Genomic DNA, 20,575 nt, shown 5'->3' with positions numbered 1-20,575 from the left:
TTGAAAAACTCATCAGGGATTAAATCTTCGGTTTTCATAAATGTTTAAGTTTTTTATTAAACAACAACGGCTTGAGTTATTTTGTTACCCAAGCCGTTGTTTTAACTTACACACTTGATGAGAGGGTGTCTGGAAATATGTTTAGCGTAATGGCTGCAAGTGCCTTTTTACCATTCCTTCCTATGCTACCCATTCATCTACTTGTTCAAAACCTACTTTATGATATGTCTCAAACTACTATTCCCTTTGATACGATGGACTCGGAATACCTAAGAACACCTAGAAAATGGGATGCATCAGATCTTAAAAAATTCATGTTGTACATTGGACCTATCAGTTCAATATTTGATATTTTAACGTTTGCTCTTTTATGGTACGTATTTGCATACAATTCTCCCGACTCTCAAGCCTTTTTCCAATCTGGATGGTTTGTTGAAGGGCTATTATCGCAGACATTAATCGTACATATGATACGTACTCGTAAAATTCCATTTATACAAAGTAATGCATCATGGCCTGTTACTAGCTTGACATTTTTTATTATGGGCATCGGGGTAATTCTCCCATTCACGGGCATAGGATCAAGCATAGGACTAGTTCCTCTACCTTGGAGTTATTTCCCATGGCTGATAGCTATCTTGATAGCTTATTGTGTACTAACTCAGTTGGTAAAACAGTGGTATATTAAGAGATTTGATGGATGGTTATAACAAATGTGTGAGGAACTTAGTGGTGGATATTTATTGTAATAAAACACTTTGGATGATATATACTATTTAGCTTAAGTGGATATTATATCGTTTCTATGACTAAGGTATGTTATCATCATGACACCGACAAGAGAATACTTTGACACCGATATGATAAGAACATATCGGTGTCAGAATATCACCATAACTAGATGAACGTATGATATTGAAGCTCTCTTAAAATAAGCTCTACAGCCCTATTCTTAATAGTATATAGATTTGCCAAGAATATCATAGGCCTTACTAGCATTCATCCTATTCCGTTGCAGTAAAGTTTAAAGTATAATTTTACTAAACCTTTAAAATCAATAATCATGAAACTATTTGTATTTATCTTATTATACATTATTGGTTCTATTGTTTTAATGGCATATCAAATAAAGTACAATAAGGAACGTAAGAATTCAAAAAAGAAAAAGTGATGAAACTCGTAATCAATACCAAAGTAAAAAGGAGATGCCTATTCTAGCTTCTCCTTTGTACTTTGTATCTTTTTAAAAACACACCAAATGTATTGCTTAACTCTTGAGCATAATTTAAAAAGTCAATCTAAACCCTGTATTTAAATTGAAATTAAAAGGTTTCTCACTTCGAATGGTTTCATAATCTGTACCATCCTTAAAATAATAAGAAACACCTGGTTCTAAATAAAAGCCGAAATTCTTAGTTATGGCTACTTGTCCACCTAACCCACCTTGTAATGAAAACTGTGGTCTTGTAGGTCTTTGACTCTCTCCATCAACTGTACCCGACACACACAACTCAATAGCGCCACCTCCCACTGCATATAGGGAGAATCTATTTTGTTCCCAAAATGTCCAATTTAACTTTATAGGAACTCCAAGATAGTGGAACTTTTGTTTATAAGAACGTAGCGTATTTACTTCGGAAACACTAGATGATAGATATGTATACATTAGCCCCGACTCCAAAGCAAGATTCTTGGCAATTCCCTTACGAAAACTCAACCCTACGGAGATTGGTTGATTATGTTTGTATTCTTTCGTTTTAACCTCTTTTTCGGCATACGGAACTCCATTCACAATTTTATATTTGTTACCATTTTCACGCTGCAAAGAAGAAGAAGTTGCAAAGCTTTCTATACTTACTTCTTGCAATACACGAGTTGTTCCTTCTCCATTAACACCACCAATGTTTCCACCACTACCTACACCTATTCGTACATCCGAATTAGAATGATAGTCTTTTTTAGTTTTAATAAATGCACTATAATCTACATTTTCATATAAGTTATCATATTTTCGAGGCTTAACATCTGTAGTTTCTGACTGATTCTCTACCTGCTTATTTTCATTTACTTCATCAGTCACTTTATCCTCAGAATCTATTACTGAAGTACTTTCTACAGTTTCTGTATCAGCAGACTTCTGCATTACTTTTATATCTTCTTGTGTCAAAGCTGAAGCCATCAAAACAGGAGTGTTCTGTTTCACTTTCGCAGTTTTTGCTTTTTGAGTACCAGCTGATAAAGTGTTTTTTGGAGTAACTATCGCTTCTACTTCCTTATCAGAAGGAACAGATTCAGCTGTGAGCGATTCCTCTTCCTCTGGATATTCCAAAGGATTATCTATTTTTACTTCTTGTGCTACATAAGATAATTCATTATCCATTTCACCATCTTGTGTGGTTATCAAGAAAACCCCATAAGAAAGTACTCCTGCCAATAATGCGGCAGCCATAGCCCACCATTTCTTATAAGGATACATAGGAACAACTTTCTCCTTTTGTTGCACCATATCCTCTGCAAGATCAGCCTCTATCTCCTCCCAGATAAAAGCAGGAGCTTGCTCCTCATAAGCATCTATTTTATCGGCTAATTTATCTAACCATTTATCTTTTCTATCCATAATCTACACATTCTTCTTTAAAACAATGAAACGGATTTTATTTCCCTTGTTCATCCATCCACTCATTTATGCGCTCTGCCAAGGTCTTTTTAGCTCTAAAAAGCTGTGAGGCAGATGACCGCTCATTAATACCTAAAATTTCACCTATCTCTCTATGTGATTTTTTTTCAAGTACATAAAGGTTAAATACAGTTCTATATCCATCAGGCAAATCCTTTATAAACTGGAATAATACCTTTTGAGGTATAGAATCTATATCATTATCATTAGGTTCATCATTTTCAGGATCTGGAATTTGTTCTAATTCAATTTCCTGTCCTATTTTTTTCTTGTCTCGCAAATATTGAAGTGATGTGTTTACCATTATTCGATCCATCCACGCACGAAGCGAACCTTCACCCCTCCATGTGAACTTTTCAAATGAACATAAAATTTTAATAAAACCGTCGTGTAGTAAATCTTGTGCTGTATCGCGGTCGCCAGAATATCTTATACAAATAGCATAAAGCCTATTTGCATAAAGCTCATAAAGCTCCTTCTGCGCTCGAGCATCCCGCTTTTTGCAAAGATTGCTAAGCTCTAATTCTTCCATCTATGAACACGTGTTTATTAATTAAATGCATGACCTCTTAATATACTGCATGAGATTACAAATAAAAAAATAATATAAATCAAATGCAGTAAATCGAAGGTAATCACGTTTTACCAATAAAAGGAATAAATTATGAAAAATTCTATTAAATATGCAAAAAGTTTTATTTTTCTGTTTATAATAATCTTAACACAAAGTTGTTTAAACAGCGACGACAATTATGAGTATGTACAATTTGGTACGGTACAAATGTTGGACAATGCCGATCAAGGTAGTTTATTCTTCTTGCTTGACAGTAACCAAGCATTATATCCTAAAAATCCTGGTGCTGTAGCTAGTTTGGATTTACAAGATAAAGACAGAGTGTTTGTTCAATTTACCGATTTAGAAGAAAATCATGAAAAGTATGATTTATATGCAAACATACAAATAGTACAGAAGCTAAGAACAGAAACCATCAAGTTTGTAGAGAACGAAGAACAAACTGAAGATCTTCTTGAATCTAGTGATGCTATCAATATCGTTGAAGCATATGTTGTTAATAATTTTCTAAACTTAAAATACACCTATAAAGGTGGAAGATTGGATAGTAAAGAACACGACATATCAATATATGCAACCAAAGAGATATCAGAAGAAACACGATCAAGTACAACTTTAGAGCTTATTCTTACGCATGATGCAAAAGAAGATAAAGGGAATAGAAATGTAAATGGCGTAATAAGTTTTCCTCTTGATAATATTCAAAATCTAATTAATAACAAGAATGAAATAAAAATATCAGCTAAAGCCATTATCGGTGGAGTACAAGATTATATAATTCAAGTAAAACAAAATAAATAAGCTATTCTATCACTAAATCTAACTAACTTTACATAGAAAATAAAGTCCCCAAAACAACGAAGTTAGTATGAAACGAATAGTTATTGTAGGAGCCACCTCTGGAATAGGTTTAGAGCTCACAAAGATCTATATTGATAAAGGATGGAAAGTAGGTGTTGCTGGACGCAGAGAACATCTACTTTCTTCTATCAAGAAGAAATATCCACAACAAGTGGAGTATGAAGTCATTGATATCATAGACTCTGAAGCTCCTACTCACCTTCAATCACTTATTCAAAAGCTAGGTGGAATGGATCTGTATTTTCATAGTTCGGGAATAGGGTTTCAAAACCCAAAGCTAAAATCTGATATTGAACTCAACACGATACAGACCAACGTCTATGGTTTTACTCAAATGGTAAACACAGCTTACCACTTTTTTAAAGAACAAGGCAAAGGGCATATTGCAATCATTAGCTCCATTGCAGGAACTAAAGGACTAGGTGTTGCACCAGCCTATTCCGCAACAAAACGCTTTCAAAATACCTATATAGATGCCCTTGAGCAGTTGAACTTTCTATCAAAAGGCAACATTCTCTTTACAGACATTCGTCCAGGATTTGTACAGACAGATTTATTAAAGGGAAGTGGTAGCTATCCCTTGTTAATGCATCCACAAAAAGTGGCACAAATAATAGACAAAGCCTTAGTTACACATAAAAGAAGAATTGTAATAGACTGGAGATACAAAATATTGGTCTTCTTCTGGAAACTTATACCTGCATGCTTATGGAAAAGATTACCTATAAAAAACAAGGAATTATAGGGGATGTCTCTTCAACCAAACATTAGCATAAGAACAAGAACCTCTTAAATCATATCCCTTAGACTTAGCATAGGCATAAGCTGTTTTTACAATTTGCCCTGCTATACCTTGTCCTTCAAGAGATGAAGGAACTATGGTATGTAAAATATCAAAAACATTATTATTAAGAGCATATTCTACAAAAGCCACCTGATTATCTTCAAAGTGAGCTTCAAATCTATTTTTCTCTGGGAAGTGTTCTACTTTAATATCCATACTTTATAATCTTTATATTCTATTATAAAAACAGCAATGTCTTTCTTTTGTTTTATAATAAAGAACTATTCAAAGTATTACACTCACTTTGTAAGCCAATATGGATTGTATAACTTTGTGTATAATCGCTAATTGCATCAACTTGATTATTATGAAAATAAATAAAAAACAAGGTATTATCTCCTTCACATTAGTAACTTTACTCATTGCAACTCCTGTATTAATAGGCAGTACTGTGCAGTTCAACAAAGAAGATCAAACTTTGCAAAGCCAAGGTATAACACCACCTAGTGTGCCCGATCAAGCAAACTTTGCGGGTGAAACAGTGGATTTAAGAAGGATGGATCTAAGAGAAAGAATGGATAGAGAACTTATGGCTTTTAGTTATATGCACACCTCTTCTATCCTTATGGTAAAGAGAGCAAACCGCTATTTCCCTGTTATTGAGCCAATATTAAAAGCAAATAAAATACCTGATGATTTAAAATACCTAATGGTTATTGAAAGTAGCCTCAACCCGCTAGCTATGTCCCCTGCTGGTGCCGCTGGTTTTTGGCAATTTATGAAAGGAACGGGACGAGATTATGGACTGGAGGTTAATAATAATATTGATGAAAGATATAATATAGAAAAATCAACAAAAGCAGCTTGCTCTTATCTTCTTGATGCTTATAAAAAGTATGGTGATTGGATTACGGCTGCTGCGTCCTACAACGCTGGGCAAGGCAGGATAACCAATGAATTGTCTCGCCAAGACGTGGATCATGCTGCCGACTTATGGTTAGTTCAAGAAACATCTCGATATATGTTCCGATTATTAGCTGCCAAACAGTTTTTAGAAAACCCAAAGCAGTTCGGTTTCTTCCTAAAAAGAGAACATCTCTATCCTCCAATACATTACAAATATGTTTCAATAACCTACCCTATCAGTGATTTAGTAGAGTTTGCAAAGAAGTATAATATTAATTATGCTCAGCTTAAAGAAGCTAATCCATGGCTTAGAGGCAGAAATTTAGAGAATAAAAGTGGTAGGACCTACATTATATCAATACCCACTACAGAAAGCATAACATACAACCCTAAACATACACCTATCCACAATAAAAACTGGATAGTAGATTAAAATAAAAAAAGCCACTATCCCAACAGGGTAGTGGCTCACAATACGTTTAAGTATCTTATTGCTTAGAAGCGTCTAGTGAAGCTTTACGGAAGTCCTTCATGATTTTTTCAATCTCAAGAGAAGCTTTACGAGCTCTTACACCAGCAGCTTTATTACCATTTTCAATTTGTGCATTTGCATCTTTGTTAAATTGAGCAACAAGATCTGCTACTTTTTCTACTAATTCTTTCATAATTATTTTATTACATCGTTAATAACATGAGCAAAAATACATTCTTTCTTGAAATAACAGTGGATAAATGTATTTTTTTCTTATTCTTTACTAGAATATTACCTTAAAATAGCACACACAGGGCAATATAGCACTATTATTATATGAAAATTTCAACAAATAGACATTTTATAGATTTACTCATTTCGGAAGGAGAGCATCAACAACAAGATTTTAAATTTGAAATATCTAATGCCAAGAAAATAGCTAAATCTCTATCTGCCTTTGCTAATACCGACGGAGGCAGACTACTTATAGGAGTGAAGGATAACGGAAAAATTGCAGGAATACAATCGGAAGAAGAATTGTATATGATAGAAGCTGCAGCAGACTTATATTGCACACCCAAAGTAGCATATGATGTTGAAGAGTATGAAATTGATGGGAAAAGCATCCTAGTTATTCAAATACCCCAAGCTAAACAAAAACCTGTATTAGCAAAAGATGAGAAAGGGAAAATGTGGGCTTATGTGCGCATTAAAGATGAAAATATTCTAGCTAGCAAAGTACACTTAGAAGTATGGAAGCATAAAAAAAAGCCAAAAGGTGAATTTGTAAGCTACACACAAGAAGAAAAGCTATTCTTGAAAATATTAGAAGATAAAGAAGAGCTTACTCTAAACCAATTCATCAAAACAACTCAGATGCCGAGATACAGAGTAATCAGACTACTTACCAAGTTTATTTTATTTGGGATCATTGAGCCTCAATTCAAAGATCGAAATTTTGTATATCGATTACTTTAGTTAAATAAAGATGTTCCTCTATATCAATAAGCAATAATAATTTGACTAAATTTGTCATCTCAACTTTTTGACTTAAAACTAATAAAACAGAATAAAATATTAATATGGGATTTTTTTCAAAGCTATTTAATAAAGGTTCTGAAGAAGCTAAAGGTAGTGCAGAAGACTTTATGTCTTTAGCACAAGTATACTTTCAATCTATCATGGCTATCAATAATGGTATCACTAATATTAGAGCCATTCCTGATGTAGCCAACTTCAAGCGTTTATTCAAAATACCAACACAAAAAGGCCGACTAGGATTAGCTGAAAAATCAGCTGCAAAAAAGATGCTTATGGAAGATTATAACATAAGCGAAAACTTCTTCACAGAAATAGATTCATCAATCAAAAAGAACTGCCGTAAACCACAAGATGTACAAACTTATGGCTTCCAGTTTCAAGGCTTTACTCAAGACTTGATGATGCTAATCGGAAACTTAATGCAATGGAAAATTCGTATTCCTAGTGCATTCAAGAAAACACTCTATACCATGACTGAAAAAACAGTGCATGATATTAGCACGAAAATGATTTGGAAAAAAGATGAAATCCATAAAACAGCATCTAGTGTAAGAACCTTAAAGGAACGCCTAGGTTTTTCAGAGCAATGGATGACCGAGTTTGTATTTGCGATCTTATTATTAGCCAAAAAAGAAGCTAAAAAAAATAAGAAAAAAGGAGAGCAAATAGATAAAAAATAAATAGAAAATTATCATTTCTGATATAACATGAGGAGACTGTCTAAGCAGTCTCTTTTTTTATGCACATACCCATATAACAAACAATCATCTTCCAACAATGTGTATAAACACAAGAAGTGCGTCTGTTTTAAATCATTAGAATAAGGCTATCATCAAAGGGTTAAAAAAACGTCATGTCGGTGTCAAAGCATTATCATGTCGGTGTCAAAGTATCACCATATCGGTGTTATGCAAAGATCAAGATTTACTCTATATTCTTTCATTCAATGAAGTGTTTGTGTTTTTCATCTTTATTATACATCGTTGTATTACCCTATCAAGCTTCTACCCATCCATCTATCCTAATTAATAGTACATCACTTAATATATGGAATACCATTATTACTATAAGCACAAAAAAAAGGCTCAATTGAGCCTTTTACTGAATATTATTATCAAAAAACAGGATGAATTATAAAGTCCATTTCATTGCTAATGTAGGAATACAATAAAAGCCATCTCTACCTTCAAAATTATGACTTAATTTAACCTCTGAACCTACACTTAAATTAAAACGGTCATTTATACCTTTTATTTTATTTAGATTTACCCAAAACTGAGGTTCTGTAAGAAATATCATTAAACCATAATTTGTTTTTTCTCTCCATAAGTCGGCAAACCCACAACAAGTAAACAGACCATCGCTAAAGTTATAATACCAAGAAGTAGTAAACTGAAAACTCTGAGGTGAAGAATTTTTCTGTAAGTACTTATAAAGGACACTAAAAGAAATTCCTTTCAAAAAGTCTTTTGAATTATAATTATAAGTTAGACCCGTTAAATAGGCATTATTCAATGACCCATTTTTTATAACACCCCCATTGTACTCAAAATGCAAATTAATAGGGCATTTAGAAGAAAAGCTAATTTGACGGAAAATTTCCATATAGGCAGAAGAAACACCGTTGCTCGTATAGTTCATATCTACAAAGAAGAAAGTATTCCCCCATGAATCTGGATGAAAATGCTCTATTGTAGAAGTCATTAAAGGTCTACCATCTAGCTCATTATACAGTGACCTACCGAAATCATAATGCAGCTGAATGTTTTGGGCAGCTAAAGTACCAAACGAAATAATTAAACAAAGTGATAGAAATAATCGTTTCATTCTTTAAGTATTTTGAATTAAGCCGCAAAATTAATTAATTTTATCAGATACGTAACATATTTTAATAGTAAAATTATACCATGAACGATAAATCCATTGAAAATCATCCTCTCCAGCCTTTCTTACCTAAACATACAAAACTACTTATGCTAGGTAGTTTTCCTCCTCAACAAAAAAGATGGTGTATTCATTTCTATTACCCAAATTTCAATAATGATATGTGGCGAATATTGGGTATTTTGTTTTTCAACAATAAAATGCAATTTGTTGATCAAAAGAACAAGACCTTTTACAAAGAAGAGATTATTGAATTCTTGAATTCAGAAGGAATAGGCATCTATGATACAGCAACTTCTATAAGAAGATTACAAGACAATGCGTCTGACAAGTTCTTGGAAGTAGTAGAACCCACAGACATAAAAAGACTGCTAGACCAGATACCTGAATGTCAAGCGATAATCACCACAGGAGAAAAAGCTACTTCAACATTACAAGAACAACTAGATATAGATCAAGCTCCCAAAATAGGAGAGTTTGTTTCTTTTACGTATAATACAAGAAATTTAAGGTTATACCGTATGCCTTCTTCTTCAAGAGCATACCCGCTCAAGGTAGAGAAAAAGGCAGAGTTATATAGAATTGCATATCAAGAGTATTACAAACTTAAAAATACAGATTTATGAACGTTACATTTATTCAATATCCAGCCTGCGGAACTTGTAGAAAAGCGAAGAAATGGCTTACTGAAAATAAGATACCTTTTACTGAAAGGCATATTGTAGAAAACACTCCTACTCGTGCAGAACTAACTGAGTTTTATAAAAAAAGTGGGTTACCACTAAAGAGATTCTTTAATACAAGTGGAATGGTTTACCGTGAACTCAACCTAAAAGACAAACTGCCTACCCTATCCGAAGAAGAACAGATTCAATTACTAGCGAGTAATGGTAAATTAATTAAACGTCCACTATTAATTACTAAAGGGACCGTTTTAGTTGGATTTAAAGAAGAAGAGTGGGAAAATGAATTTAAATAACTCATTTTTTTAATAAGTATTTGGTAGTATCAAATTAACCACTATCTTTGCACACGCAATTACGGGTGTAGTTCAGTTGGTAGAGCACTAGTCTCCAAAACTAGGTGTCGGGAGTTCGAGCCTCTCCGCCCGTGCAAGTGCAAAAAAGCCTGTTTATCAATGATCAACAGGCTTTTTATTTATACTTAAATATTTACTTAGTCAGTAATAATTACCAACACATTTCGTGCTCCATGAGCTCCAAAAACTAAAGCTTGTTCAATATCAGCGGTTTTGGATGGACCAGAAATAAATACACCAAATTTATAAGTTTGATTTTCTAACCATTGATAAGCTTCATGCATATTAGTTAGAATGTTTTTCTTGGATACAAGAATAACCAAAGCTTCTGATATAAAATAAAGAGCTTTATGCTTTTCTATCTGAGGTATCCATACAGCAGCATTTTCGGCTACACCTACTGTGCCTTGAACAACAGCAACATCAGTACCATTTAACTCCTGAGCTGTTTCCACATCATTAGGGTTAAAGGTTGCACAGCTCACCTCTGGCAAAGCCGATCCAATGCGTTTAGCATCAGGATAATGTTTTAATATAACCTCATTAATATTTTCACCCTGCTGAAGAATGTGATAATCTCCACCTACAGTGCGACTCATATCGCAAAATGCCTGTATTTTATCTTCATATTGAAGTGGGTTATCTATTTTCAAACTAGGCATTTCATGCTTAGCCAATGTGTTTTTCTTTATACTTTGAAGTATTGAATCTTTACTACTCATTTTCTTACCTCCTTCTGAACTTTATTCTTTTTCCATAAAGTATTAAAACTCTCTTTTGCAAACTCTGGAAGCTCTCTTCCTTTACCCCAATCATTCAGTCCGTTATACTTCATAAAACGAGGTAAGCTATTTACTATAGGAGCAAATTTAAGTGCTGTATTGAATAGTTTAGGTCTTTCAATAACATACTGCAGACCTTTAGATATTACTTTTTTGCTTGAACTAGCTTTTCCAATAGAATCTAATGTCTGACGCCATTTATAGATTTGCTCTCCTAAATCAATTTTAGCAGGACAAACATTGGAACATGACAGACACAAAGAACAAGCAGATACATTATCATAATACTTCGCAGAATCTTTGGCCATAGACAAGTTTACCCCAATAGGACCAGGAATAAAGTAAGTATAAGAATAACCACCGCTACGACGATATACAGGGCAAGTATTCATGCAAGCAGCGCAACGTAAACAATTTAATAAATCAACATGATCTTTATCTGCCAACATCTTACTTCGTCCGTTGTCAACAATTATAATGTGATATTCACCTCCTTCTCTTGGCTTACGATAATGAGAAGTATAAGAAGTGATAGGTTGTCCTGTTGCTGAACGAGCTAATAAGCGAGTAAACACGCCTAAAGACTCTAAATTTGGAACAATCTTTTCTAACCCAAAAGCAGCAATGTTCAGTTTAGGACAAGATGTACCCATATCAGCGTTACCCTCGTTGGTGCAAACCACAATATCTCCTGTAGATGCCACAACAAAATTAGCTCCAGTCATTGAAGCCTCAGCATGCAAAAACTTATCTCTTAAACTTTTTCGAGCAGCATGAGTTAAATAAGTAGGATCTGAGTTTCCCTTTTCTGTACCTAAATCTTTCTCAAACTGTTTACCTACTTCTTCACGTTTGATGTGAATTGCAGGAAGAACAATATGGCTAGGAGGCAAATTCATTAATTGTAAAATGCGTTCACCTAAGTCTGTTTCAACCACATCAATGCCCTTGCTAATTAAGAATGGATTCAACTCACATTCTTCTGCTAGCATAGATTTACTTTTTACAAACTTGGTAACATTATGCTCTTTTAATATTCCATATACAATACTACGATACTCTTCATCGTCTTTAGCCCAGTGTACAATTGCACCATTTTGAGTTGCGTTTTCCTCAAACTGTACAAGTAGTTCATCTAGGTGGCTATTTGTATATCTTTTAATGGCTTGAGCTTTATCTCTTAATTGTTCCCATTCGGGAATTTGCTTACTCAAATTATCACGCTTTGAACGAACCAACCAAAGAGTTTCGTTATGCCATTGCGCTTGATCTTTATTTTCTAAAAATTTTTCAGCAGCTATCGAATGTTTTGTACTCATAATCCTGAAGCTAAAATTTCAACAATGTGAATTATTTCAATAGGATATTTCTCTCTTTTGATAACACCCTGCATATGCATTAAGCAAGAACTATCAGGACCAGTAATATAAGTAGCACCTGTACTCATATGGTCCTTAACTTTATCAACACCCATCTGTGTAGATACGGCCTGTTCTTCCACAGCAAACATTCCACCAAAACCACAGCATTCATCAATATGCTTTGGTTCTTTGATATCAATGCCTTCGACCATTTCCAACAAATCACGAAGTTTATTTTTATAAGGAATATTCTTTTCACTTGGAGAGGAAAGACCTAATTCACGAACGCCATGACAGCTATTATGAATACTAACAGTATGAGGGAACTTAGCTGCCAATTTTTTAGGTTTAACCACATCGTGAATAAACTCACATATATCGTAAATTTTCCCTGCACTTTGACATTTATGACCTTCCTTTTCTAAAATATGAGGATGGTTCTCTTTAACAAAAGAAACGCAACTCGCTGATGGACCAACAATGTAATCATACTTTTCAAAAAGTGTATCAAATTTTTTTGCCACATCTACAGCTTCACCTTCAAACCCAGCATTCGCCATAGGCTGGCCACAACAAGTTTGATCTAAAGGGTAATCAACATCTAATCCAAGACTTTCTAGTAACTTATATGATGCTACTCCTACATTAGGGTAAATAGCATTCACATAACATGGAATAAACAATCCAATTTTCATAAGTATTATTTTGTAGTTGTAAGAATTATTTAACGCCCCTCTTCTAAAGAGGCCTTTGGTACAAGCAAATGTACAATAATGAATCTAGAAATATAAAGAATGAAACTTGTTATTAAACATAAAAAAAGGCCTTAACTGAATTGTTTTGGCCTTTATTGTATATTTTACTTATGAATATTTATTTTACTCCACCCAATGTTTCGTGAATGTATTTATTGAGTCCTGCTTTAGCTTCTGTCAATTTTTCTTTCCACACTTTAACTGAATTTTTACCAACAACATCAGTAATATATTTAATAGAAACAAAAGGAATACCTTTTTGCTCACAAACCCAAGCTTGTGCGAAAGCTTCCATATCAATCACGTCACCTTCTAACTGAGTATCATCGGTAACAAAACAATCACCTGTATTGCAGGTTCCCTCATTGTACCATGTCTGAGCAAATTGCTTCTCAAGTAAAGGAACCGTCATATCAACTCGATAACTGAGACCCAAATGCTTTACTTTTTCCAAATCACGATCAACAAACTGAGTACAGTAAAAAACATCTCCTTCCTTATGCTGAATACTACCTGCTGTACCAATGTTCAAGACCAAATCGGGTTGAAAGCCATCTATTGCCTGTGATAAATGAAAAGTTGATTTCATTTTACCAATTCCAGTTCTGAGGTAAAAGCATTCGACACCAGACCACTTGATATCTACTAGTTCTTCGGGCACAGCGAAAGTGACCAATATTCTTTTATCTTCCATTTTATCTTATTATGTAACGTTTAACAATGTCCACCCACAACTTATAACCTTTGCCTAAAAGATGCAAACCATCGTTTGTGTATTTTTCATCAAGCATTCCTTCTTGATTTACAAAAAACGAATACAAATCGATGTAAGTTAAATCCAATTCATCAGATAATGATATTAAAGCCTTATTAATCTTCAAAATATCTTCCCCTTTAGATGTATGTCCTGAAAATAGATTAAATCTATTATTGACAGGCAATAAACTTTGTATGTAAACTTCAGTATTAGGAGAATCCTCAATTATTTTACACACTATTTTCTTTATACCTTTTACCACAAAGTCAGACGAAGAACCCCTTCCCAAATCATTGATACCAATTAGTAAAAAGACTTTTCTTGGATGCCCTCTCAATATTGACTCTAAACGATCATAAACACCCTCACAAGTATCGCCACTAATTCCTCTATTCTTCACTAAATAATTATTAAATAATTCAGCCCATTCAGCACCATTAGTAATGCTATTACCGAGGAATATAATATCAGATTGCTCCACCTTTAATTCATCAAACAAAGAAGCCCTCTGCTCATAAAAAGTAGAATACTTACGCTCTTGAGAAAACCCAGAAATGGATAAGAGCACAAAAAAAGATAGAGTCAATAGTTTTATTACTTTCATTCTATTTCTTAAATTTTGAATAACTATACTCCAAAGGTATCTTTTTAAAGAGTCTTTAAAAATACAAAAGTCAAAAAATCATTCTTTTTGAGTAGAGAAGACTACAATTCGTCTTATTTCGTATCAATTTATAATCAAAAAGCTTTTGAAATTTATAGGGAAATTGTATTTTTGTACATAAATGTGGTGTAGTAATGACAAACCAAGACAAAGAACTAGTAAAATCATTTGAGGCGAAACTGCGTCACTTACTTTTTCTATATGAAAAGGTAAAAAAAGAAAACATTAAATTACAAGAGCTACTCGAGGATGAGAAAAAGAAAACTCTCGAACTCGAAAACAAATATAGAAGCTTACACGGTGATTACACCCATTTAAAAACAGCTTTGATAATCAATCCAAACAGGAAAGATATTAAAGATACTAAGGATCGATTATCAAAATTAGTGCGTGAAGTCGATAAGTGCATTGCTTTACTTAATATATAAGCTGGTTTTTAAATTTCAATATCTAGATTGTATTGAAAAGCATGTATGGACGATAATAAAATAAAAATAAATTTATACTTGAATGAGCAGTACTATCCGATGACTATCAATCGAGATGAGGAAGAGGATGTTCGTGCTGCTGCAAAAAAAGTAAACGATTACCTTAGCTCTGCTAAGCAATATTTTGACAATGGCGAATTAGGAGAAAATAGATTACTTACAATGGTTTCTTTTCAATTTGCTTTATCATATATTCGAGCTGAACAAAAAGGGGATACCACTCCATGTATTGACAAGATCAAGGAATGGGATAGTTTACTAGAAAATAAGCTATTGGCTGATTATACGGATAATAATCTGGCATTCTTGGATAATAAAGATAAAGAAGGATAATATCCCTCTCTATATATTTTTGAGACATTAAATATTCACGCACTGTTACTCTTAACTTTATAGTAAAAGAGTATAACAGTGCGTTATTTTTTTATATAAACTAATTTAGTACAATGATACAATTAATAGTGGTAGGAATAATCTGCTTTCTCGTAGGCGGTGGCGTTGTCTTCCTTTTAAATAAGACAGCACTCAAAAAGAAGAGTGAGTTAACTCTTCAAGAAGCCGATGACAAAGCAAAGAATATGCTGAAGGAAGCTGAAATTGAAGCTGAAGTAATTAAAAAAGACAAATTACTAGAGGTAAAAGAGAAGTTTTTAAATAAAAAAGCGGATCTAGAAAAAGAAGTAGCTATACGCAATCAAAAGATACAAAGAGTAGAAAGTAAGCTAAAACAAAGAGAGCTTAACATCAAACAAAGACATGAAGATCTTCACAAAAAGCAAGCAGAAGTAGATGCTATTCGCGAAAATCTAGACAATCAATTAAGCATCGTCGAAAAGAAACAAGAAGAACTAGATAAAGTTAAGTTTCAAAAAATTGAAATGTTGGAAAACTTATCAGGTCTCTCTGCGGATGAAGCTAAAAATCAACTTGTCGAATCTCTTAAAGAAGTAGCCAAAACAGAAGCTCAATCCTATATCAATGACATCATGGATGAAGCTAAGATGACAGCTAATCGTGAAGCTAAAAAGATTGTTGTCCAATCGATACAGCGCGTAGCTACTGAAACAGCTATTGAGAACTCCGTTACAGTATTCCATATTGAGTCTGACGAGATAAAAGGACGTATTATCGGTCGCGAGGGTCGTAATATCCGTGCCCTTGAAGCTGCTACAGGTGTGGAAATAGTTGTGGATGATACTCCAGAAGCAATAGTGCTTTCTGCTTTCGACCCTGTTCGTCGAGAAATAGCTAGGTTAGCTCTACATCAACTAGTAACCGATGGTCGTATCCACCCAGCACGTATTGAGGAAGTTGTTTCTAAAGTGCGCAAACAAGTGGAAGAAGAAATTATTGAAACAGGTAAACGTACTACAATAGATTTAGGTATTCATGGCCTACACCCAGAACTCATTCGCATGGTAGGTAAAATGAAATATCGTTCATCTTACGGACAAAACTTACTTCAACACTCTAGAGAAACAGCCAATCTATGTGCTATAATGGCATCAGAACTTGGACTGAATCCTAAGAAAGCGAAAAGAGCTGGATTACTTCACGATATAGGTAAAGTGCCTGATGAGGAACCAGAATTACCACACGCATTATTAGGTATGAAGCTCGCTGAGAAGTACAAAGAAAAAGCAGACATCTGTAATGCTATAGGCTCACACCACGATGAAGTAGAAATGACTAGCCTTATCGCTCCTATTGTGCAAGTATGTGATGCTATATCTGGATCAAGACCAGGAGCACGTAGAGAGATTGTAGAAGCTTATATCAAACGATTAAATGACCTTGAACAATTAGCATCTTCTTACCCAGGAGTAACTAAGACCTATGCTATCCAAGCAGGTAGAGAACTTAGAGTTATTGTTGGAGCAGATAGGATTGATGATAGAGATACAGAAAAACTATCTGAAGAAATAGCTCAAAAGATTCAAGATGAAATGACTTACCCTGGACAAGTTAAGATTACTGTAATTAGAGAAACTCGTTCTGTAAGTTTTGCAAAATAAACACTAGAATAATATTCTATATATAAATTAAAGGACGATGAACACATCGTCCTTTTTTTAAACACACTAATTTATGAAAACATATACCTTTGAAGTCTGCACGAACTCAGTAGAAAGTTGCATTGCTGCCGAAAAGGGAGGGGCACACCGTGTAGAACTATGCGCAGGAATTCCCGAAGGTGGAACCACTCCTTCATACGGAGAAATCAAAATGGCACAAAAGCACCTAAAGAAGACCAAACTCCATGTTATTATTCGCCCCAGAGGTGGTGACTTCCTTTATACTCCCCTAGAAATAGAAACAATGATAAAGGACATAGAACTATGCCAAGAGTTAAAAGTAGATGGAGTAGTATTTGGTTGCTTGAACTCAGATGGTTCTATAAACACAATAGCTATGAAACAATTAATGGATGCAGCCCAAGGTTTATCAGTCACTTTCCACAGAGCTTTCGATGTTTGTAATAATCCAAGAAAAGCTCTTGATCAAATTATAAATCTAGGCTGTGAACGAATTCTCACCTCTGGACAAGAAGTTAATGCAGAGTTAGGGATCCCTTTACTAAAAGAACTACAAAAACTAAGTATAGGAAGAATCAAACTTTTAGCTGGTTGTGGAGTTAATGAGTCTAACATTAAGAAGATAGCCCAAGAAACAGGAATCACAGAATTTCATTTTTCGGCAAGAGAAGTTATCCCTAGCCAAATGACCTTTCGTAAAGAGAGAGTTCCCATGGGAGGTGCAATAAACATAGATGAATTTAGCCGGCCTATAACAACTGCAAAAAGAGTAAAAGACACCATAGCTCGGCTTTCTGAGTAAACATAGAAGGCCTTCAAAGCGTTTGACTATATAAAACATAAACTATGCCCAGAAAACTACTACTTTTTATTTTTTTACTCGGGTTTATGCCCATTACATCTGGTCAAGATGTTGACCGAGCAGTAAGAGAAAGATTGGATCGTTTTTTTAAAGAGTATAAAAGTGCCTATGTAAATATAGGAAGATGCAAACTTGAAGACATAAAAATTGACCATAGAAAAAGAACTCTAAATATTTATGCAGATCAGCGTTTTGCATACCAACCTTTTAGAGAAGAAAACACACAAGGTATTTATAGACATCTCAGTCAAATACTACCTGGACCCGTAGCCAATTACGACATCAAAATCTTTGTAAACTCAAAAAGCATAGAGGATTTAATTCCCAACTTTTACCGTTCTGGTAAATTAGATAAGAATAGGATATACGAACCTATACGAAATAATGTTACCCCTTGGGTTACCAATCAGTCTAAGCCCTACCGAATAACTAAAGGATTGGATGGGCGACATATTTCTCTCTGGCAAAGCCATGGTAAATACTATATTAACAAGTTAAACAAATGGGGCTGGCAACGTCCACACCTCTTTTGTACCACTGAAGACCAGTTTACACAATCCTTTATTATCCCTTTTCTTATTCCTATGTTAGAAAATGCAGGAGCAAATGTATTTACACCCCGAGAAAGAGATATCCAGAAAAATGAAGTTGTTGTTGATAACGATATTAAAACAGGTTCACTATACATAGAAGAAGGTAAGCGAAAACAAAGATGGGATAGATATGATGGTCCAGGATTTGCACCAAGCAAAAACTTATACTATGAGGGAGAAAACCCCTTTCTTAGAGGAACAAGTCGAATTGTTGAAACAAAAAGATCCAAAGCCAAAGCTTTTGCACAATGGGTTCCAACTATTCCTGCAGCTGGTAAATATGCTGTATATGTCAGTTATCAATCAACTCCAAATAGTGTTTCGGATGCACAGTATATTGTATTTCACAAAGGTGGAGTAACAGAGTTTACTGTCAATCAAAAAATAGGAGGAAGTACTTGGGTATATCTAGGAACATTTGAATTTGCCAAAGGAAATAGTCCTTTAGGAATGGTTGTACTTACAAACCAAAGCAAAGAGAATGGAGTTGTCTCAGCAGATGCTGTTCGATTTGGGGGAGGTATGGGCAATATCGTTCGAGGGAACTCAACAAGTGGACTACCGAGATACTTAGAAGGTGCTAGATATTCTGCTCAATGGTATGGTATGCCTCAAGATATCTATAGCGGGAAAAAGGGAGAAAACGATTACATTGATGACATAAACACTAGAAGTAATGTGATCAACTATTTATCTGGTAGATCTCCTTTCAACCCCAATCAAAGAGGTTTAGGAGTGCCATTTGAACTCAACCTAGCTTTACATAGTGATGCTGGTTATTACAGAGATGATAGTATTTTTGGAACACTTGGAATTTACACTACAGAAGCAAATAGTACACCTTTGGGGTCGGGAAAAGAAAGAATTAGTTCTAGAGATTTTGCCGATATCGTACTCACACAATTAGAAAGAGATATACACTCCAACTTTGATGTTCAGTGGACACGCAGAAGTATGTGGGATAAGAATTATAGTGAAACTAGACTTCCTCAAATCCCTTCTATCATCATAGAGTTACTCTCTCATCAAAATTTTGCAGATATGAGATTGGGACATGATCCTTACTTTAAATTTATCGTGTCGAGATCTATTTATAAATCTGTCTTAAAGTTTTTAAGCGATCAAAATAGAAAAGATTTTATAGTTCAACCACTACCTATACAAAATTTCGCGATTGAACATACAGATAAAAACAAAGCTTATTTAAGTTGGGAACCAACTACTGACCCATTTGAACCTAGTGCCGATGCAAACAGTTACATTGTTTATAAAAGAATAGGTAATGGAGGTTTTGATAATGGAACAATGGTATATGGTACAGATTACATTACAGATTTAGAGCCTGGATTAATCTATTCATTTAAAATATCTGCTGTAAATAGAGGAGGCGAAAGTTTTCCTTCCGAAATACTATCTATTTATAAAGCACCAAAAGAGAAAAAAAGAATCTTGATTGTTAATGGATTTCAAAGAATAAGTGGGCCTCAATCGATCAGTACAGATTTTGATGCAGGATTTGATCTTTATTCCGATCCAGGCGTTCCCTATTTATATGATATTTCACTATCTGGTAGTCAGCAATCATTTAAAAGAACAGGAGCAGGCAAAGAAAATAGTCAGGGTTTAGGTTACAGCACCGATGAACTTGAAGGCATGACTCTAGCAGGAAACACCTTTGATTACCCTTACATTCATGGAAGAGCTATTCAAGCCACTCCTGGAATCAGTTTTGCTTCGGCAAGTAGGGAATCGGTTGAAAGAGGGAAAGTAAGATTAGAAAACTATCCAATGATCGATTTGATTATGGGACTACAAAAAGAAGAATCTTACAATCCCCATAGTAACAGACATTATAAAACCTTTTCACCTCAATTGCAAAACAGAATTTCTAATTACTGTCAAAATGGAGGTAGCCTACTAGTTAGTGGCTCTTATCTAGGTAGTGATATGAATTATTCTGAAGCCGAAAGAACTTTTACTCAAGACATTTTAAAATATAATTATAGTTATTCTATTCAAGATAAAAGTATTCAATCTGT

The 20,575-nt window shown here is 34.3% G+C and carries 22 protein-coding genes, 1 tRNA gene and 1 pseudogene; 14 read left to right on the top strand and 10 right to left on the bottom strand.

Annotated features, from left to right (window positions below; all coding sequences use genetic code 11):
- Positions 1-131: 131 nt before the first annotated feature.
- Positions 132-710 (top strand): annotated as a pseudogene (locus tag K8V80_RS05615) (cation transporting ATPase C-terminal domain-containing protein); the annotation flags it as partial.
- 575 nt (positions 711-1,285) lie between these two features.
- On the opposite strand, the gene K8V80_RS05610 reads toward K8V80_RS05615, so the two are convergent.
- Together K8V80_RS05610 and K8V80_RS05605 are read right to left on the bottom strand one after the other, a co-directional pair.
- Positions 1,286-2,617 (bottom strand): hypothetical protein, encoded by a 1,332-nt coding sequence (locus K8V80_RS05610; RefSeq protein WP_276775981.1) that lies wholly within the window; start codon positions 2,615-2,617, stop codon positions 1,286-1,288.
- A 37-nt stretch (positions 2,618-2,654) separates the two neighbouring features.
- Positions 2,655-3,209: an RNA polymerase sigma factor gene (locus K8V80_RS05605; protein WP_006744232.1), complete on the bottom strand. Its 555-nt coding sequence runs from the start codon at positions 3,207-3,209 to the stop codon at positions 2,655-2,657.
- A 132-nt stretch (positions 3,210-3,341) separates the two neighbouring features.
- On the opposite strand from K8V80_RS05605, the gene K8V80_RS05600 reads away from it, so the two are divergent.
- Complete coding sequence (locus K8V80_RS05600) at positions 3,342-4,052, top strand: hypothetical protein (protein WP_276775980.1); 711 nt, start codon at positions 3,342-3,344, stop codon at positions 4,050-4,052.
- A 67-nt stretch (positions 4,053-4,119) separates the two neighbouring features.
- Positions 4,120-4,857, top strand: a complete 738-nt coding sequence (locus K8V80_RS05595; RefSeq protein ID WP_276775979.1) for an SDR family NAD(P)-dependent oxidoreductase — start codon at positions 4,120-4,122, stop codon at positions 4,855-4,857.
- Here the strand turns inward: K8V80_RS05595 and K8V80_RS05590 are convergent.
- Positions 4,852-5,112: a GNAT family N-acetyltransferase gene (locus K8V80_RS05590; RefSeq protein WP_006744229.1), complete on the bottom strand. Its 261-nt coding sequence runs from the start codon at positions 5,110-5,112 to the stop codon at positions 4,852-4,854. The genes K8V80_RS05595 and K8V80_RS05590 overlap by 6 nt on opposite strands.
- A 151-nt stretch (positions 5,113-5,263) precedes the next feature.
- On the opposite strand from K8V80_RS05590, the gene K8V80_RS05585 reads away from it, so the two are divergent.
- Positions 5,264-6,235 carry a lytic transglycosylase domain-containing protein gene (locus tag K8V80_RS05585; protein WP_276775976.1) on the top strand — a complete coding sequence of 324 codons (972 nt, stop codon included), beginning with the start codon at positions 5,264-5,266 and terminating at the stop codon, positions 6,233-6,235.
- 55 nt (positions 6,236-6,290) lie between these two features.
- On the opposite strand, the gene K8V80_RS05580 is transcribed toward K8V80_RS05585, so the two are convergent.
- Entirely contained in the window at positions 6,291-6,467 is a 177-nt protein-coding gene (locus K8V80_RS05580; protein ID WP_006744227.1) for a histone H1, read from the bottom strand.
- A 143-nt stretch (positions 6,468-6,610) separates the two neighbouring features.
- On the opposite strand from K8V80_RS05580, the gene K8V80_RS05575 reads away from it, so the two are divergent.
- Positions 6,611-7,252: a helix-turn-helix domain-containing protein gene (locus K8V80_RS05575; protein WP_006744226.1), complete on the top strand. Its 642-nt coding sequence runs from the start codon at positions 6,611-6,613 to the stop codon at positions 7,250-7,252.
- A 104-nt stretch (positions 7,253-7,356) separates the two neighbouring features.
- Positions 7,357-7,995, top strand: a complete 639-nt coding sequence (locus tag K8V80_RS05570; protein ID WP_276775974.1) for a hypothetical protein — start codon at positions 7,357-7,359, stop codon at positions 7,993-7,995.
- Between the two features lie 451 nt (positions 7,996-8,446).
- Here K8V80_RS05570 and K8V80_RS05565 read toward each other — a convergent pair whose 3' ends face one another.
- Entirely contained in the window at positions 8,447-9,142 is a 696-nt protein-coding gene (locus K8V80_RS05565; RefSeq protein WP_006744224.1) for a DUF5020 family protein, read from the bottom strand.
- Positions 9,143-9,222: 80 nt separating this feature from the next.
- On the opposite strand from K8V80_RS05565, the gene K8V80_RS05560 reads away from it, so the two are divergent.
- The 3 genes from K8V80_RS05560 to K8V80_RS05550 all read left to right on the top strand — a co-directional run bounded on the left by K8V80_RS05560 (position 9,223) and on the right by K8V80_RS05550 (position 10,312).
- The gene (locus K8V80_RS05560) at positions 9,223-9,825 is read left to right on the top strand and encodes a uracil-DNA glycosylase family protein (protein WP_006744223.1); all 603 of its coding nucleotides are present in this window, start codon (positions 9,223-9,225) and stop codon (positions 9,823-9,825) included.
- Entirely contained in the window at positions 9,822-10,178 is a 357-nt protein-coding gene (locus K8V80_RS05555) for an arsenate reductase family protein (RefSeq protein ID WP_006744222.1), read from the top strand. Before K8V80_RS05560 ends, K8V80_RS05555 begins: the two co-directional genes overlap by 4 nt.
- A 61-nt stretch (positions 10,179-10,239) precedes the next feature.
- A tRNA-Trp gene (locus K8V80_RS05550) sits at positions 10,240-10,312 on the top strand.
- Between the two features lie 63 nt (positions 10,313-10,375).
- Here the strand turns inward: K8V80_RS05550 and K8V80_RS05545 are convergent.
- The 5 genes from K8V80_RS05545 to K8V80_RS05525 all read right to left on the bottom strand — a co-directional run bounded on the left by K8V80_RS05545 (position 10,376) and on the right by K8V80_RS05525 (position 14,497).
- A complete protein-coding gene (locus K8V80_RS05545; protein ID WP_006744221.1) occupies positions 10,376-10,960 on the bottom strand; it encodes a LutC/YkgG family protein in 585 nt (194 codons plus the stop codon).
- Positions 10,957-12,339 carry a lactate utilization protein B gene (locus K8V80_RS05540; protein WP_006744220.1) on the bottom strand — a complete coding sequence of 461 codons (1,383 nt, stop codon included), beginning with the start codon at positions 12,337-12,339 and terminating at the stop codon, positions 10,957-10,959. The genes K8V80_RS05545 and K8V80_RS05540 overlap by 4 nt, the downstream gene beginning before the upstream one ends.
- Complete coding sequence (locus K8V80_RS05535; RefSeq protein ID WP_006744219.1) at positions 12,336-13,076, bottom strand: (Fe-S)-binding protein; 741 nt, start codon at positions 13,074-13,076, stop codon at positions 12,336-12,338. The genes K8V80_RS05540 and K8V80_RS05535 overlap by 4 nt, the downstream gene beginning before the upstream one ends.
- 178 nt (positions 13,077-13,254) lie before the next feature.
- Positions 13,255-13,830, bottom strand: a complete 576-nt coding sequence (locus K8V80_RS05530) for a nucleosidase (RefSeq protein WP_276775971.1) — start codon at positions 13,828-13,830, stop codon at positions 13,255-13,257.
- A 1-nt stretch (position 13,831) separates the two neighbouring features.
- Positions 13,832-14,497 (bottom strand): GDSL-type esterase/lipase family protein, encoded by a 666-nt coding sequence (locus K8V80_RS05525; protein ID WP_276775969.1) that lies wholly within the window; start codon positions 14,495-14,497, stop codon positions 13,832-13,834.
- A gap of 194 nt (positions 14,498-14,691) precedes the next feature.
- On the opposite strand from K8V80_RS05525, the gene K8V80_RS05520 reads away from it, so the two are divergent.
- The 5 genes from K8V80_RS05520 to K8V80_RS05500 form a co-directional block, all read left to right on the top strand.
- Positions 14,692-14,985, top strand: a complete 294-nt coding sequence (locus tag K8V80_RS05520) for a hypothetical protein (protein WP_006744216.1) — start codon at positions 14,692-14,694, stop codon at positions 14,983-14,985.
- A gap of 45 nt (positions 14,986-15,030) precedes the next feature.
- Entirely contained in the window at positions 15,031-15,378 is a 348-nt protein-coding gene (locus K8V80_RS05515) for a cell division protein ZapA (protein ID WP_006744215.1), read from the top strand.
- A gap of 113 nt (positions 15,379-15,491) precedes the next feature.
- Complete coding sequence (gene rny / locus K8V80_RS05510) at positions 15,492-17,060, top strand: ribonuclease Y (RefSeq protein ID WP_006744214.1); 1,569 nt, start codon at positions 15,492-15,494, stop codon at positions 17,058-17,060.
- A 73-nt stretch (positions 17,061-17,133) separates the two neighbouring features.
- Complete coding sequence (locus K8V80_RS05505; protein WP_006744213.1) at positions 17,134-17,883, top strand: copper homeostasis protein CutC; 750 nt, start codon at positions 17,134-17,136, stop codon at positions 17,881-17,883.
- Between the two features lie 44 nt (positions 17,884-17,927).
- Positions 17,928-20,575 (top strand): fibronectin type III domain-containing protein (locus K8V80_RS05500; RefSeq protein ID WP_276775966.1); only part of this gene is annotated, 2,648 nt, incomplete at its 3' end.

It is taken from the genome of Bacteroides coprosuis, from assembly GCF_020741705.1.
GTDB lineage: Bacteria > Bacteroidota > Bacteroidia > Bacteroidales > Bacteroidaceae > Bacteroides_E > Bacteroides_E coprosuis.
This window is presented reverse-complemented; position numbering and strand designations above follow the sequence as displayed.

Excerpts from the sequence above, each read along its gene's own strand:
- K8V80_RS05545 (WP_006744221.1), bottom strand. The coding sequence starts at position 10,960 with ATGAGTAGTAAAGATTCAATACTTCAAAGTATAAAGAAAAACACATTG.
- K8V80_RS05575 (WP_006744226.1), top strand. The coding sequence starts at position 6,611 with ATGAAAATTTCAACAAATAGACATTTTATAGATTTACTCATTTCGGAA.
- K8V80_RS05505 (WP_006744213.1), top strand. The coding sequence starts at position 17,134 with ATGAAAACATATACCTTTGAAGTCTGCACGAACTCAGTAGAAAGTTGC.
- rny (WP_006744214.1), top strand. The coding sequence starts at position 15,492 with ATGATACAATTAATAGTGGTAGGAATAATCTGCTTTCTCGTAGGCGGT.
- K8V80_RS05560 (WP_006744223.1), top strand. The coding sequence starts at position 9,223 with ATGAACGATAAATCCATTGAAAATCATCCTCTCCAGCCTTTCTTACCT.
- K8V80_RS05590 (WP_006744229.1), bottom strand. The coding sequence starts at position 5,112 with ATGGATATTAAAGTAGAACACTTCCCAGAGAAAAATAGATTTGAAGCT.
- K8V80_RS05525 (WP_276775969.1), bottom strand. The coding sequence starts at position 14,497 with ATGAAAGTAATAAAACTATTGACTCTATCTTTTTTTGTGCTCTTATCC.
- K8V80_RS05570 (WP_276775974.1), top strand. The coding sequence starts at position 7,357 with ATGGGATTTTTTTCAAAGCTATTTAATAAAGGTTCTGAAGAAGCTAAA.
- K8V80_RS05565 (WP_006744224.1), bottom strand. The coding sequence starts at position 9,142 with ATGAAACGATTATTTCTATCACTTTGTTTAATTATTTCGTTTGGTACT.
- K8V80_RS05520 (WP_006744216.1), top strand. The coding sequence starts at position 14,692 with ATGACAAACCAAGACAAAGAACTAGTAAAATCATTTGAGGCGAAACTG.
- K8V80_RS05540 (WP_006744220.1), bottom strand. The coding sequence starts at position 12,339 with ATGAGTACAAAACATTCGATAGCTGCTGAAAAATTTTTAGAAAATAAA.
- K8V80_RS05600 (WP_276775980.1), top strand. The coding sequence starts at position 3,342 with ATGAAAAATTCTATTAAATATGCAAAAAGTTTTATTTTTCTGTTTATA.
- K8V80_RS05610 (WP_276775981.1), bottom strand. The coding sequence starts at position 2,617 with ATGGATAGAAAAGATAAATGGTTAGATAAATTAGCCGATAAAATAGAT.
- K8V80_RS05595 (WP_276775979.1), top strand. The coding sequence starts at position 4,120 with ATGAAACGAATAGTTATTGTAGGAGCCACCTCTGGAATAGGTTTAGAG.
- K8V80_RS05555 (WP_006744222.1), top strand. The coding sequence starts at position 9,822 with ATGAACGTTACATTTATTCAATATCCAGCCTGCGGAACTTGTAGAAAA.
- K8V80_RS05605 (WP_006744232.1), bottom strand. The coding sequence starts at position 3,209 with ATGGAAGAATTAGAGCTTAGCAATCTTTGCAAAAAGCGGGATGCTCGA.
- K8V80_RS05585 (WP_276775976.1), top strand. The coding sequence starts at position 5,264 with ATGAAAATAAATAAAAAACAAGGTATTATCTCCTTCACATTAGTAACT.
- K8V80_RS05580 (WP_006744227.1), bottom strand. The coding sequence starts at position 6,467 with ATGAAAGAATTAGTAGAAAAAGTAGCAGATCTTGTTGCTCAATTTAAC.
- K8V80_RS05515 (WP_006744215.1), top strand. The coding sequence starts at position 15,031 with ATGGACGATAATAAAATAAAAATAAATTTATACTTGAATGAGCAGTAC.
- K8V80_RS05530 (WP_276775971.1), bottom strand. The coding sequence starts at position 13,830 with ATGGAAGATAAAAGAATATTGGTCACTTTCGCTGTGCCCGAAGAACTA.
- K8V80_RS05535 (WP_006744219.1), bottom strand. The coding sequence starts at position 13,076 with ATGAAAATTGGATTGTTTATTCCATGTTATGTGAATGCTATTTACCCT.